19 protein-coding genes are annotated in these 14,297 nt (G+C 28.5%); 13 read left to right on the forward strand and 6 right to left on the reverse strand.

What is annotated here, in order from left to right; translation table 11 throughout:
• Positions 1-33 precede the first annotated feature (33 nt).
• The 7 genes from ASKIR_RS02675 to ASKIR_RS02705 all read left to right on the forward strand — a co-directional run bounded on the left by ASKIR_RS02675 (position 34) and on the right by ASKIR_RS02705 (position 5,731).
• Positions 34-567, forward strand: coding sequence for an OmpA family protein (locus ASKIR_RS02675; RefSeq protein WP_115588441.1), 534 nt, complete (start codon positions 34-36; stop codon positions 565-567).
• Positions 568-574: 7 nt separating this feature from the next.
• Positions 575-1,435: a tetratricopeptide repeat protein gene (locus ASKIR_RS02680; RefSeq protein ID WP_066159831.1), complete on the forward strand. Its 861-nt coding sequence runs from the start codon at positions 575-577 to the stop codon at positions 1,433-1,435.
• 13 nt (positions 1,436-1,448) lie between these two features.
• Positions 1,449-2,030, forward strand: a complete 582-nt coding sequence (locus ASKIR_RS02685; protein WP_066159827.1) for an FKBP-type peptidyl-prolyl cis-trans isomerase — start codon at positions 1,449-1,451, stop codon at positions 2,028-2,030.
• Between the two features lie 127 nt (positions 2,031-2,157).
• On the forward strand, positions 2,158-3,087 hold the full coding sequence (fabD, locus tag ASKIR_RS02690; protein WP_066350564.1) for an ACP S-malonyltransferase: 930 nt from the start codon (positions 2,158-2,160) through the stop codon (positions 3,085-3,087).
• Entirely contained in the window at positions 3,080-3,778 is a 699-nt protein-coding gene (locus tag ASKIR_RS02695; protein WP_066350567.1) for a 5'-methylthioadenosine/adenosylhomocysteine nucleosidase, read from the forward strand. The genes fabD and ASKIR_RS02695 overlap by 8 nt, the downstream gene beginning before the upstream one ends.
• 59 nt (positions 3,779-3,837) lie before the next feature.
• The gene (aspA, locus tag ASKIR_RS02700; RefSeq protein WP_066350573.1) at positions 3,838-5,244 is read left to right on the forward strand and encodes an aspartate ammonia-lyase; all 1,407 of its coding nucleotides are present in this window, start codon (positions 3,838-3,840) and stop codon (positions 5,242-5,244) included.
• Entirely contained in the window at positions 5,231-5,731 is a 501-nt protein-coding gene (locus ASKIR_RS02705; protein ID WP_066350577.1) for an asparaginase domain-containing protein, read from the forward strand. Before aspA ends, ASKIR_RS02705 begins: the two co-directional genes overlap by 14 nt.
• 2 nt (positions 5,732-5,733) lie before the next feature.
• Here ASKIR_RS02705 and ASKIR_RS02710 read toward each other — a convergent pair whose 3' ends face one another.
• Entirely contained in the window at positions 5,734-5,991 is a 258-nt protein-coding gene (locus tag ASKIR_RS02710) for a helix-turn-helix transcriptional regulator (protein ID WP_066350579.1), read from the reverse strand.
• Between the two features lie 100 nt (positions 5,992-6,091).
• Here ASKIR_RS02710 and ASKIR_RS02715 point away from each other — a divergent pair, with 100 nt between their 5' ends.
• A complete protein-coding gene (locus tag ASKIR_RS02715) occupies positions 6,092-6,271 on the forward strand; it encodes a hypothetical protein (RefSeq protein ID WP_066350581.1) in 180 nt (59 codons plus the stop codon).
• Positions 6,272-6,293: 22 nt separating this feature from the next.
• On the opposite strand, the gene ASKIR_RS02720 is transcribed toward ASKIR_RS02715, so the two are convergent.
• Positions 6,294-6,707 (reverse strand): YchJ family protein, encoded by a 414-nt coding sequence (locus ASKIR_RS02720; RefSeq protein ID WP_066350582.1) that lies wholly within the window; start codon positions 6,705-6,707, stop codon positions 6,294-6,296.
• A 135-nt stretch (positions 6,708-6,842) separates the two neighbouring features.
• On the opposite strand from ASKIR_RS02720, the gene ASKIR_RS02725 reads away from it, so the two are divergent.
• The 5 genes from ASKIR_RS02725 to ASKIR_RS02745 all read left to right on the forward strand — a co-directional run bounded on the left by ASKIR_RS02725 (position 6,843) and on the right by ASKIR_RS02745 (position 11,966).
• Positions 6,843-7,763: a manganese-dependent inorganic pyrophosphatase gene (locus ASKIR_RS02725; protein ID WP_066350583.1), complete on the forward strand. Its 921-nt coding sequence runs from the start codon at positions 6,843-6,845 to the stop codon at positions 7,761-7,763.
• 49 nt (positions 7,764-7,812) lie between these two features.
• Positions 7,813-9,018 carry a mechanosensitive ion channel family protein gene (locus ASKIR_RS02730; protein ID WP_066350585.1) on the forward strand — a complete coding sequence of 402 codons (1,206 nt, stop codon included), beginning with the start codon at positions 7,813-7,815 and terminating at the stop codon, positions 9,016-9,018.
• A gap of 73 nt (positions 9,019-9,091) precedes the next feature.
• Entirely contained in the window at positions 9,092-9,661 is a 570-nt protein-coding gene (locus ASKIR_RS02735; protein ID WP_066159808.1) for a superoxide dismutase, read from the forward strand.
• Between the two features lie 37 nt (positions 9,662-9,698).
• Positions 9,699-10,484: an AraC family transcriptional regulator gene (locus ASKIR_RS02740; RefSeq protein ID WP_066350591.1), complete on the forward strand. Its 786-nt coding sequence runs from the start codon at positions 9,699-9,701 to the stop codon at positions 10,482-10,484.
• 180 nt (positions 10,485-10,664) lie between these two features.
• Positions 10,665-11,966, forward strand: coding sequence for a 2-isopropylmalate synthase (locus ASKIR_RS02745; RefSeq protein WP_066350593.1), 1,302 nt, complete (start codon positions 10,665-10,667; stop codon positions 11,964-11,966).
• Positions 11,967-11,988: 22 nt separating this feature from the next.
• Here ASKIR_RS02745 and ASKIR_RS02750 read toward each other — a convergent pair whose 3' ends face one another.
• From ASKIR_RS02750 to ASKIR_RS02760, 4 genes are all read right to left on the reverse strand, one after another.
• Positions 11,989-13,050, reverse strand: coding sequence for an agmatinase family protein (locus ASKIR_RS02750; protein ID WP_066350595.1), 1,062 nt, complete (start codon positions 13,048-13,050; stop codon positions 11,989-11,991).
• Positions 13,051-13,149: 99 nt separating this feature from the next.
• Positions 13,150-13,290, reverse strand: coding sequence for a hypothetical protein (locus ASKIR_RS10235; protein ID WP_164698875.1), 141 nt, complete (start codon positions 13,288-13,290; stop codon positions 13,150-13,152).
• Positions 13,281-13,958 (reverse strand): class I SAM-dependent methyltransferase, encoded by a 678-nt coding sequence (locus ASKIR_RS02755; protein WP_066159798.1) that lies wholly within the window; start codon positions 13,956-13,958, stop codon positions 13,281-13,283. Before ASKIR_RS02755 ends, ASKIR_RS10235 begins: the two co-directional genes overlap by 10 nt.
• 5 nt (positions 13,959-13,963) lie before the next feature.
• Positions 13,964-14,182 carry a cold-shock protein gene (locus ASKIR_RS02760; protein WP_066159795.1) on the reverse strand — a complete coding sequence of 73 codons (219 nt, stop codon included), beginning with the start codon at positions 14,180-14,182 and terminating at the stop codon, positions 13,964-13,966.
• Positions 14,183-14,297: the final 115 nt, after the last annotated feature.

Genomic DNA, 14,297 nt, shown 5'->3' on the forward strand with positions numbered 1-14,297 from the left:
ATGTTGTGTCAAATTTATTTTAAGGAACAAATTATGAAAAAACTGGGACTTTATTCGTTATTAGTTATTGGACTACTATTTACTGCTGGATGTAGCCAAAAAGAAGTAGATGCAAATAATAGTGCAAAAGGATCTGAAGATTCTGCACAAACAACTTCAACAGATGGTGTAAAAGAGGGAACTATTTTAGAGAAATCTGAAAAAGGTAGTTATTATAATATTGCTGGAGAGAGAGTATTTATAGAGAATGTGTATTTTGATTATGATAAATTTACTTTAACAAATGAAAATAGAGAAAAAGCTGTAAACAATGCAAAAAAACTTTCTAAAGTAGAAGCAGGAACAACAGTTGTTGTTTATGGAAATGCTGATGAAAGAGGAAGTGATGAGTATAACTATGCTTTAGCTTTAAAAAGAGCAAATGCAGTTAAAAATATTTTAGTAAATAATGGTGTAAAAGCTAATATTACTATTAAATCATTAGGTGAAAGTAATCCAGTTTGTACAGAACAAACTGAATCTTGTTGGTCAAAAAACAGAAGAGTTGAGCAAGAGTTAGAAAAATAAGAGCTATATGAAAATAAAATTTCTATTACTTACTTTAATAGCTTCAATAACCGTAGCCCAAGAGGTTTCGGTTTATGAGGCGACTAAAAGTAGCACTTATGGGCTTACAAACACAGAAAAACATATTTTAAAAAATCAATCAAATATAAGTGAACTAACTTCAAAAGTTGAAGAATTAAATACTACCTTAGAGACTCTATCTAATAAATTAGATGGATTGAGTTCTGTTTACGAAGGTGACTCTAAAAAATTAAATACTACATCTTTATCTTTAACTCAAAATCAAAGTGATATAGAGAGTTTAAAAGAGAGTATAAAAAGTTTAACAGAACTTTTAAATAAGATAAATTCTGAATATGTATCATCAAACGAATTTAAAAATAATATGAATCAATTTGTTACAAAAGAAGAGTATGAGGCTTTAAAAAAGGCTTTAGGACTAAATGACAATAAAAAAACAGTTCAAAATAAAAATAGTAATTCAATAATTGAACCAAAAACTGCAGAAGAAAAAGCAAAGTTAATGGAAGATGCAAAGAAAGATTTTGGTGAAAAAATGTATACTTACGCTATTCCTAAATTTGAGAAGTTGGTTGAATTAAATTATAAACCAGCTGAAAGTAATTTTTATTTAGGAGAGATGTGGTTTAAGAGAAAAAAGTATGAAGATGCTATCTCATATTTTAAAAAGTCTGCAATATTGTATGATAAGGCAAGTTATATGCCAGTGTTACTTTTACACTGTGCAATCTCTTTTGAGAACTTAAATGATAAGGTTAATGCAAAAAGTTTTTATAATACTTTAATTGATTTTTATCCAAATAGTCAAGAAGCAAAAGAGGCAAAAATAAATTTAAACAAATTATAAAAGGATATTTAAAATGGCAAATAAAGTTATAGGTATAGAGTATACTCTAAAAGATGCAAAAACTGGTGAACAATTAGATACAAATGTTGGACAAGCTCCTTTAGAGTTTGTTTCTGGTAAAGGTCAAATTATTCCTGGTTTAGAAGATAAGTTAGTAAAAATGTCTGCTAATGAAGAAGCAGATGTTTTAGTTGAGCCAAAAGATGGATATGGTGAGTATAACTCTGAAGCAGTTCAAACTCTACCAAGAGAGCAATTTGCAGGAATTGAGTTAGTTGAAGGTATGAGTCTTTATGGTCAAGGTGAGCATGGAGAGACTATTCAAGTAGTTGTTAAATCTTTTGATGATGCAAATGTTACAATTGATTATAATCATCCAATGGCTGGAAGAACTTTAATGTTTAGCGTAGCAATTTTAAGTTTAAGAGATGCAACTGATGAAGAGATTCAATCAGGTGTTGTTGGTGGATTTGCTGCTATGGGTGGCGGATGTTGTGGTGGTGGAAGCTGTGGTACAGATGAACACGATCATGGACATTCACACGGTGGTGGATGTGGAACTGGTGGCGGACACGGTGGATGTGGTTGTCACTAATCACAAAGATTAGATAAACTATATTTTTTGCCCAAGTGTTGAGATGCATTTGGGCAAAACTATTTTTTAGAACTCAATTAGTTTTAAAAAATAGTTTTGAAATTTAAATTTTTTAAAGAGGATTAGAATGAAAAAGGTAGCTTTTATTTTCCCAGGTCAAGGAAGTCAAACAATTGGAATGGGAAGAGATTTTTTTGAAAATAGTGATATTGCAAAAGATATGGTAAAAAAAGCAAGTGAAAGATTAAATATAGATTTTGAAAAACTTCTATTTGAAGAGAATGATAATTTAGGAAAAACTGAGTTTACTCAACCTGCTATTTTATTAGTTAGTTCAATTGCTCTTGCAGTTTTTAAAGAGAAATGTAAGATTGAACCAGAGTTTGTTTTAGGTCACTCTCTTGGTGAGTTTTCAGCTTTAGTTGCTGCTGGTGCAATTGATTATTTAGATGCAATTGAGCTTGTAAATAAAAGAGGTACTTTTATGACTGAGGCTTGCAGTGGTGGTGGTGCTGGAATGATGGCACTATTAGGTTTAGATGATGAAACGGTTGAGACTATTTGTAAAGAGCAAAGAGAAGCTGGAAAAAAAGTTTGGCCAGCAAATTACAATATGGATGGGCAACTTGTACTTGCTGGTCTTAAAGCTGATTTAGAGTCTTTGGTTGATACTTTTAAAGCTGCTGGTGCAAAAAGAGCATTAGTTTTAGATATGAGCGTTGCAAGTCACTGTGAACTACTTCAAAGTGCTGTTGAAAATCTAAAACCTTACTTATTTGAGTATTTAAATGATGAGTTTTTAGATGTTATTTCAAATGTAAGTGCTGAAGTTTATAATACAAAAGATGAGGCAATTGAACTATTAGCTTCTCAACTAATTAGCCCTGTAAAATATAAACAATCAATAAAGGCTCATGATAGCAAAGTTGATTTATATATTGAGTTTGGAAATGGGGCTGTTTTAAAAGGTTTAAATAAAAAAAGCTCTGAAAAACCAACTTTAAATGTATCTGACATGAAAACTTTAAATGAAACTATTGAGGCTTTAAATGACTAAATTAGCAATTATGGGAGCTATGCAAGAGGAGATTGACCCTCTTTTAGAGTTCTTTAAAGATTATAAAACAATTGAGTATGCAGATAATAAGTATTATGAGGTAAATTATAAAGGCTTAGATATTGTAATTGCACACTCTAAAATTGGAAAAGTATTTGCAAGTTTAACAGCAAGCACTTTAATTCAAAAATTCTCTTGTGATACTCTTCTTTTCTCAGGTGTTGCAGGTGCAATAAATCCAAAACTTAATATTGGTGATATGATAGTTGCTACAAAACTTTGCCAACACGATTTGGATATAACAGCTTTTGGACATCCTAATGGTTTTGTTCCAGGTGGAAAAGTTTTTGTTGATAGTTCAAAAGAGCTTTTAGATATTGCAAAAAAAGTTGCACTTAATCAAAATCTAAAAGTTATTGAAGGAATCATTGCAACAGGTGATCAATTTGTTCATTCAAATGAGAGAAAAGAGTTTATTGAAACTACTTTTAAAGCTGATGCTTTAGAGATGGAAGGTGCAAGTGTTGCAGTTGTTTGTGATTCATTAAATGTTCCTTTTTTTATTTTAAGAGCAATTAGTGATAGTGCTAATGGTGAAGCAAATTTTGATTTTGATGAGTTTTTAAATAGCAGTGCAAAAATATCAAGTAACTATTTAGTAAAAATTGTTGATGAATTAATTACAAAGTAGTTTAATACTATTTTGTGTAGGATTATTCTATAATCCTTTAAATTTTTTAAAGGATTATAATGGATAACTTACACAGAGTAGAGAAAGATTTCTTAGGTGAAAAAGAGATCGAAAATGATAAATATTATGGTATTCAAACTTTAAGAGCAAAAGAAAATTTCAATATTACTACAATTGGAATTAACCTTTTCCCAAATTTTATTATCTCACTTGCAAAAGTTAAAAAAGCTTGTGCTTTAACAAACTTTGAGTTGGGAGATTTAACACAAATCCAAAAAGATGCTATTGTTCAAGCTTGTGATAGAATTATTGCTGGTGAATTTCATGATCAGTTTATAGTTGACCCAATTCAAGGAGGAGCAGGTACATCTACAAATATGAATGCAAATGAAGTTATTGCAAATATAGCTTTAGAGATTTTAGGGCATAAAAAAGGTTCATATGAAATTATTCATCCAAATAACCATGTAAATATGAGTCAATCTACAAACGATGCTTATCCAACTGCAATTAAACTTACACTTTATGAACTAATTTTTAAGTTGCAAGATAGTTTAAAAATTTTAAGAGACTCTTTTTATGAAAAAGCTGTTGAATTTAAAGATATTTTAAAAATGGGAAGAACACAACTTCAAGATGCAGTTCCTATGACTTTGGGGCAAGAGTTTAAAACTTACGCAACAATGATTGATGATGATATTTTAAGACTTTCAAGAGCTCAAGAGCTTTTAAGAGAGGTAAATCTTGGAGCAACAGCAATTGGAACTGGAATAAATACAAAACCAGAGTATCAGGAACTGGTTATCAAAAATCTAAGAGTTGTAACTGGAACTGATTATTATATGGCAAGAGATATGATTGAAGCAACTCAAGATACAAGTACATTTGTACATATATCTGGAAGATTTAAATCTATTGCTATAAAAGTATCAAAAATTTGTAATGATTTAAGACTTTTAAGTAGTGGTCCTCGTGCTGGATTAAATGAGATAAATCTTCCTCCAATGCAACCAGGAAGTTCAATAATGCCTGGAAAAGTAAATCCTGTTATGCCAGAAGTTGTAAATCAAGTTGCTTTTGATGTAATTGGAGCTGATGTTACAATATCAATGGCAAGTGAGCATGGACAACTTCAATTAAATGTGTTTGAGCCAATTATTGCATATAAACTATTTATATCTATAAATATGATGAGAAGAGCATTTGAGAGTTTAGCTGAAAAGTGTATCAAGGGAATTACAGCAAATCCTGAAGTTTGTATGAATAATGTTTTAAATTCAGCCACTTTGGTTACTTCTTTAAATCCAATCTTAGGATATGAAAAAAGCTCTAGTGTTGCAAAAGAGGCTTTAAGAACTGGAAAAAGAGTTTATGATATTTTGTTGGAGCAAAAATTATTTACAAAAGAGGAGTTAGAAGAACTTCTTCAACCAAAAAATATGGTTCACAACTATGACAAAATCTAAAATCACAGTTATAAACACAGGAGGTACTTTTAATAAAAGGTACAATCCTATAACTGGAGAGTTAGAAGTTCCAAAAGACAGTATTGCTTTAGATGATATTGTAAGTTACTGCTATAACATAGATTTTGATGTTTTAAATATCATCTCTAAAGATAGTTTAGAGATGAGTGATGTTGATAGAGAACTTATAGTAAGAACTATAAAAAACATTAAAAATGAAAATATCATTATAGTTCATGGAACAGATACTATGGATTTAACGGCAAAATATTTAGATGAAAAGATAAAAGATAAAACTATAATTTTAACAGGAGCTATGCTTCCAATTTCTATAAACAAAATAGAAGCAACTCTGAATTTTTCACAAGCAATTGGCTTTTTAAACTCAAAGTGTGAAAATGGTATCTATATATCAATGCATGGAAGTGTTAAAAACTATAAAAAACTTATAAAAAATAGAGAGCTAGGGAAGTTCCTAAATATTTAATTTTAATAACTAAATAACTCTTCTATTCTAATATTTAGAGCTTTTGCAATCTTATATAGATGCTCTAAATTAAATCTTTTATTATATTTATTATTCTCGCAATTAGAATAAAAAGCTATTGATTTTATACCTATATCAAGTGCTATTTTTTCTTGAGATAACCCTTTTTCTAGTCTATGTTTTCTCACATTATTAGAAATTGTTTTATAAAAATTATCAATCTCTTCTTTTGAACTGTTACTAAAATCTACATCTAACAAAAAATTATCCTATAGGTTAAATAAATATTAAACTTTATTAAGATAATATTCATAAGTCTTTATCCTATAGGATAAAATAAATTAAAATAGAGTATATATTATGGTATTAAATAGGGCATATAAAAATTTAAAAAAGCTTATTTTAAAGCTTGAAAATATATCAAGCAAAAATAAACAAAAGAGTGTAAATATAAAAGAAGATAAAATTATAGGTGAAATATTATTCGATTTACATGAACTTAGAAGAAAAATTGAAATATTTCAAAAAGATAAAATATAATATTTAACTAATAGGTACTATTTTATAAAAATTCTCCATCTACATAAAGCCAAATATTATTCTCTCTTAAAAATCTGCTTTTTTCAATAAATGATACATCTTTTTTGTTTTGAGATAAAGTTGCTTTAAATGTAACAAAGCTTTCAAAATCACTATCAATAAAATCTAAAATTTCTAACTTTTCAAAAATTGTATTTTTACAAAATTGTTCAATATCATCTCTCCATGATAAAGTATCTAAAGAGAAATCGCAGTTTTGCTGATGAGTTGTTTTCATAATATAAGCACTTCTTAAAAAAGCAAAGGCACTAAATCTTGATTTCATAAGCTCCAAAGAGTTTGAAGGGTTTTTTATATTATCATGAAAAATTTTACAGCACTTTTTATATTTTTTTAAACTTCCACAAGGGCATAAAGAGTTTACATTAAGTTTCAAAATACTCCTTTTTATTACAAATAGTTAAATTAATCTGTCTAAAATTATTAAAGTTTTAATTTTAAAAGAAATTTACCTCTTTTTAGATAAAATCTAGCCTTAAAATTAAAAAATATAAAAAAAAGGATACAACCTATGGCATTATATACATGTGGACATATTATTCCAGATTCTGATTCAGTTTGTTCAGCTATCTCTTTAGCATATCTATTAAATAAAATTGGAAGAGCAGCAACTCCTGCACGACAAGGAGAGTTAAATCCAGAGACAAAATTTATTTTAGATAAGTTTGGATTTGAAGCGCCAGTTTTAAAAACATCTTTTGCAGGTGATGAGCTTTTTATTACAGATTATTCAGATATTGCTCAAGCTCCACAAGATTTGGATAAAACAACTATTGTTGGAATTGTTGATCATCATAAACTTGGCGACATTACAACTTCAGCTCCACTAGAGTGTTGGATTAGACCAGTTGGTTGTACAAATACTATTGTAAAAGAGATGTATGATTATCATAAAGTTGAAATACCTGCAAATATTGCTGCTATTATGATGTGTGCAATTTTAAGTGATACAGTAATTTTTAAATCACCAACTTGTACACCACTTGATATTCAAGTTGTTAAAGAGTTATCAAAAATTTGTGGAATTGAAGATTTTGGTGCACTTGGTATGGAGATGTTTAAAGTTAAATCTGAAGTTGAAGGTACACCAATAAGAGATTTAGTAATGAGAGATTACAAAAACTTTGATATGCATGGATCTAAAGTGGGAGTAGGGCAACTTGAAGTTGTAGATGGTTCTGTATTTGATAAAATCAAAGATGATTTAATGGCAGATATAAAAAAAGTAAAAGATGAACAAAATCTTCATACAGTTGCACTTTTATTAACTGATATTATGAAAGAGGGAAGTGAAGTATTGGTTGCATCAAATGATACTTCAATTTTTGAAAAAGCATTTAATTGTAAACTTGAAGATGGAAAAGTTTGGTTAGATGGATGTTTAAGTAGAAAAAAACAGATTATTCCTTTCTTAGAACCAGCATTTGCTTAAAATATAAAGCCTAAAGGCTTTATATTTAATACTACCTTTAGGAGAAAAAATGAAAAAATATTTAGTAGATTTTTTAAGAGATTTTGGAATAGAACCAACATTTTTGGTAATGAGCATAGCTATTTTAATAATTATCTCTATAACAGCACTTATTATTCATATATTACTACATAAAATTATTTTAAAAGCGATTATAAAATTTAATCAAAGAAAACAAAATTTAATAACATCTACTCTTTTAGAAGAGAATTTATACCAAAGATTATCACTTCTATTTCAAGGTTTAGTTGTAAATTGGCAGACAAAAATTTGGGTTGAAAGTGGTTATATTTATGAAACTTTAATGACTTTATCACTGGTTTGGATATCTATTTTTACTTTGTTGGTGATTTATTCAATTATTGATAAAATATTTAGTTCACTTCACTTAGCAACACAAACACCATTTTTTGCTATGAGAACAGTTATTCAAGGTGTAAAATTAGTTTTTGGAATTGTTTGTGTTATTTATATTGTTGCTATTTTAGCAGATAAATCTCCAGTTGCTATTTTAAGTGGTCTTGGAGCAATGTCTGCTGTTTTAATGTTGGTATTTAAAGATACAATTTTAGGATTTAGTGCAGGATTACAACTATCAACTAATAAAATGGTTCAGCTTGGAGATTGGATAGAGATGCCAAAATATGGTGCTGATGGAGATGTTATAGATATTGGTTTAAATGTTGTAAAGGTTAGAAACTTTGATAAAACAATCACAACGATTCCAACTTATGCGCTTGTATCTGACTCTTTTAAAAACTGGCGAGGAATGAGAGAATCAGGTGGAAGAAGAATAAAAAGAGCAATTAAGATAGATCTTCATAGTATTAAATTTTTGAATGAAGATGATATAAAAAGGCTTGAAAAAGCAAATCTATTAGCCCCATATTTAAAAGAGAAAGTAAATGAGATAAAAAGTTATAACGAATCAAATAAATTTGATTTAAGTGTATCTATAAATGGAAGAAGACTTACAAATATTGGAACTTTAAGAGCGTATATTTTGACATATTTAAAAAATCATCCAAATATAAATAAAGATATGACAATAATGGTGCGACAACTATCTCCAAATGAGTATGGAATACCTTTAGAGATTTACTGTTTTACATCTACAACAGTTTGGGTAGATTATGAAAATATTCAATCAGATATTTTTGACCATATCTACTCTGTTTTAGGTGAATTTGATATAAAACCATATCAATATGGATAAAAATAGTTTTAACTATAAACAAAGATAAAATATTGTATCCTCTAAAGTTCAAATTTATTAAAAAGGAATTATTATGAAACACGAATTAATGAAATTACCATATGCAAGTTTAGCGCCACTAATGTCTGATGAGACTTTAGAATATCATCATGGAAAACACCACAATACTTATGTTACAAATTTAAATAACCTAATTGCTGGTACAAAATTTGAAGATATGAGTCTTGAAGATATTATTAAAAATTCTGAAGGTGGATTATTTAATAATGCTGCTCAAGTATTTAACCATGACTTCTTCTTTAATGGTTTAACTCCAACTCAAGGATCAATTCCAGCTTCTGTTGAAGCAGCTTTAACAAAAGCTTTTGGAAGCGTTGAAAAATTTAAAGAGGAGTTTACAGCTAAAGCTATAGGACAATTTGGTTCAGGATGGGCTTGGCTAGTAAAAGATGCAAGTGGTGCTTTAAAAATCGTTACAACTTCAAATGCTGGATGTCCTATCACTGATGGTTTAACTCCAGTTTTAACATGTGATGTTTGGGAACATGCTTACTATATTGATACAAGAAATGCAAGACCAAAATTTTTAGAAAATTTCTGGAAACTTGTAAACTGGGAAGTAGTTGCTAGTAAATTAGCATAATTTCTTAAAAGTATGGATTTTCCATACTTTTTCATACATGAAATCAGATATCTTTAAAAATCCAAAATTAGACTTTATCGAATTACGATATGTAGAAGATATAAAAGATTGTGTAAAGATGCATCTACATGAAGAACTTACAATCACTGCAATAAAAAAAGGTTCATTAAATCTTATTTTTAATGACACTTCAATAACAGTAAAACCAAATGAAATAGCTATCATAAATAGTCAAATTCCCCATAGTGCAACAACAAATGAAAAATCAAAAGATGGATATATTTTATACTTGAAAAAAGATTATTTAAAGAATTTAGATTTTAATTTCTCATCAGCTTTTGAGTTAATCAAAAATAGAAACATCTATAAAAGTTTTATAAAATTATGTGATTGTTTACTTGATATTAAAATCTCTTTGATAGAAAAAGAGGAAAACCTTTATCTATTTTGTCTTGCATTTTTTTCTTTTGAACAAACAGAACAAAACTATAAAGAAGAATCAACTTTAGCAATGAATATAAAAAAATATTTAGATGAAAATTATCTTGAAGAGTTTATATTAGATGAATTAGCTTTGAAGTTTGATTTAACAGTTGTTCATCTAATACGAGTATTTAAAAAAGAGTTTGGACTTCCAATTCACTCATATATTTTAAATAAAAAAGTTCATCTTGCAAAAGAGTTATTATCTTCAAATATCTCTATTTCTCAAATAGCACAAAATAGTGGTTTTTTTGACCAAAGCCACTTAAATAGAAGTTTTAAAAGAATATTTCAAATTACACCAAAAGAGTATCAAAAAAATATTTTTTCAAAATGTTAATTTTGTACAAGATTTTATTTTTTGTAAAAGTTATAATTTGCAAAATTTAAAAAGGAGTTTATCATGGATGTAAATATTATAAAACAAATTATCTCTTTTTCTCTCCTCTGCCTCAAAACTTTCTAATACTTAAAACATAAAAAAACAAATCAAAAAATAAAAATTATAACGGAGTAAACCATGAGTTTCAAAAAATATCAACAATATCCTATTGTGCAAAATTTCAAAAGAGAGTGGGCAGATAAAACTATAACCAAAGCACCAATTTATTGTAGTGTAGATTTAAGAGATGGAAATCAAGCTTTGATAAATCCTTTAACGGTTGAGCAAAAATTGGAGTATTTTAAAGCTTTAGTAAAAATGGGCTTTAAACAAATAGAGGTTAGTTATCCAAGTGCTAGTCAAACTGATTTTAACTTTACTAGAAAATTAATAAAAGAGGATTTAGTGCCAGATGATGTGGCTATTCAGATTTTAATTCCTGCAAAAAAAGAGTGGATTAAAAAAAGTGTAGAAGCTATGAAAAATGTAAAAAATGGGATTTTTCACTTATATAATCCAACAAATGAGTTTCAAAGAAGAGTTGTTTTTCAAAAAAGTGATGATGAGATAATTCAAATGGCTATTGAAGCTATGCAATATTTAGTTGAATTAACAAAGGATTTTAAAGGAAAAGTAACTTATCAATATTCACCAGAAAGCTTTTCTCAAACTACTTTAGAGTTTGCTGTAAAGATTTGTAATGAAGTTATAAATGTGGTAAAACCAACAAAAGAAAATAAGATGATAATAAATTTACCAAATACTCTTGAAGCTTGCATGCCAAATGTTTATGCAGATAGAATAGAGTGGATGTGTAAAAATTTACACAATCGTGAAGCTTTGATAATCAGTGTTCATCCTCACAATGATAGAGGAACTTCAGTAGCAAGTGCCGAGCTAGCTCTGCTTGCAGGGGCAGATAAAGTTGAAGGAACATTGTTTGGAAATGGAGAGAGAGCAGGGAATTTGGACATAATAAATTTTGCTTTTAATATCTATTCACAAGGAATTGACCCAAAACTTGATTTATCAATAATTGATGAGGTAAAAGCTATGTATGAAGAAAAAACACAAATTTTGGTGCATCCAAGGCATCCATATGTAGGTGATATGATATTTACTGCTTTTAGTGGTGGACATCAAGATGCTATAAAAAAAGGAATAGATTTTTATAGAGAAACAAATAGCCAAAGTTGGAATGTACCATATTTACCAATTGACCCAAAAGATATAAAAAGAGGGTATGAAAAAGTAATACGTGTAAACTCTCAATCAGGAAAAGGAGGAGCTAGTTTTATAATAAGTGAATTTTTAGGTGTAAATATGAACAAAGATGAAGCTATAAAATTTGGTTTATTGATAAAAGAAGAATCTGATAGATTAAAAAGAGAGTTAGAAAAAGAGGAAATAATAGAACTATATAAAAAGTTAAATAGATAAAAGTAAGTATTAAAACTTACTTTTATCTATATTCAATCTTTTTTTGACTAGCTAACAATGCTCCACAAAGTTGATATAAAACTCTAGCTCCAACATTTGCATCCCAACCATTTTCACTACTTCCAACTTCACATAAATCAAAACCAATAATTTTTCTACCACTTTTTACAATCATAAAAATAAGGTGTTCAAGTTCTCCATATCTTAATCCTCCAGGAACTGGAGTTCCTGTATTTGGGCAATTAAGTGGCTCTAAACCATCAATATCAATAGATAGATATACATTTTGTGGAAGTTGATTTATATAAGGAGTAAAAACATCTTCAAGTGATTTTCCACTAGCAAGTTCCAATTGCATTAAAGTATCGTATAAACAAGCTCCTCTATCTTTATAATCCTTCATTCTATTAGCTTCTTCTTTGCTATAATCTCTAATTCCTATTTGAACAAGCTTTGATACTTTTGGGCAATCTTTCATTACATTGTAAAAAATTGAAGCATGAGAGTAAGTAAATCCTTCATAAGCCTCTCTTAAATCGTGATGAGCATCTACATGAACTATTCCAAAATCCTCTTTACAACTATCATTTAAAGCTTTTATAAGACCGTAAGGAGAAGAGTGATCCCCACCAACAACGGCTACAAATTTGTTTTTCTTAATTCTTTTAATTGATTCATCATATACATAACTATTTAGTGCATTAGAAACATTGTTTACAAATTTTAGAGATTTTTTATCGCTCTCGTCGTTTTCTAATGCTTCAATTACCTTTATAGCTTTTTTTCTAGTTTTATTACTAAGTTTTAAAAGATGCTTATCTGTTTCAAGCATGGCTATTCCAGCACTGTAAGGTTTTATGTAGTGGTAAGTTTCAGCATCTAGTTGATGACTTGCTTCTTTTATTGCATCTGGTGCTTTTGCGGTCCCATCTGAAAAAGATACAGTTGCTTCCCAAGGAACTGGAATTAAAATTAAGCTAGCCTCTTTTGGATCAACTTTGCTCCCTAGAAATCCATCATCTTTTTTTGGAGGAAGTCCCAACTCTAAAATTTCTATATCATCTTTTAAGTTTCTATATCTCATAAAAGTCTCCATTTTTTATTTTGGAGATTATAAGATATTTAAAACAATAGTAAAGTTAATTTGAAGTTTTATTTGTAAAATTGTAAGATTAAATATTTATTATTTTATATTTAAATAATTTTTTGAAAGTTTTATACATAAACCAGCTTTTGAAGATGCATCTATTAAAGATTCTCCATTTTGTATAAGTCTTAGTAAAACTAACTCTTTTATATTTTTGCTTATATTTGTTATTGACATTGTTCTCCTTTATAATTTCTTGAATATTTAAATATTTTACCTTTGTATGGCTCATCCAAATACTCTGTATTTTGAACTTCATGTGAAGTACATGAAAATCCATATTCAGCCATTTTATTTGTAAATTTTGCTTGATGCCCTCTATTTGGGTTTACTAAGATGATTTTACAATTTAATTTTGCATGAGAATTTAAAAATATTGACAGAAGTTTGGCGTGATCTCTTTCATATAGTAAATCGCTACCAATTATTAAGTCAAATTTCCCAAGTTTGTCATTGTACTCATCGTCCCAATCAACTCTTACAAATGGAATTTTTTTATCTTGATTTAGTTTTGTGTTTTCTAAGAGATATTTTTCTACTTCAGGGTGATAATCTGTTGCTGTTATATCTGCGTTTAGGCGGTTTAAAATTAAACTTGATAGTCCAATACCACAACCAACTTCTAAAATTCTTTTATCTTTAAAGTCGTAGTTGTAGATAAAATTTGCTAAAACTTCACTAGATGGCCAGACGACTCCAAATAGTGACCAAGTAGCATTAGAAATACCTAATTTCTCTGCTACTTTGTCATCATCATTAAACTCTTGTCTGTCTCTTAGTGTTTTTAAATGAATATCATTTTTCCCAAACTCTATTGTTTGGTATTTAAATCTGATTTTCCTCAAAAAATTTAGATTGCTCTAACATTCTTTGCTTGAGGACCTTTTTCATTTCTTCCGATTTCAAAAGATACTCTTTGACCTTCGTCTAAAGATACTCTTCCATATCCTGAACTTTGAATTTCACTGTGGTGAACAAAGAAATCTTTATTTTCGTTCTCTATTTGGATAAATCCAAAACCTTTTTCTGAGTTGAACCATTTTACTGTTCCAATGTTTTGATCTGCCATGGCATTTCCTTTTAATTAATTTTTTTACTTTTTTTAAAGTAATCTATAAAGTCTAAAGGAGTTTTAATTTGTATTAAGTTTATTTAGTATTAATCTGTAGTTATCAATAAAAGCA

Origin of the sequence: Aliarcobacter skirrowii CCUG 10374 (genome assembly GCF_003544835.1) — a bacterium.
Taxonomy (GTDB): Bacteria; Campylobacterota; Campylobacteria; order Campylobacterales; family Arcobacteraceae; genus Aliarcobacter; species Aliarcobacter skirrowii.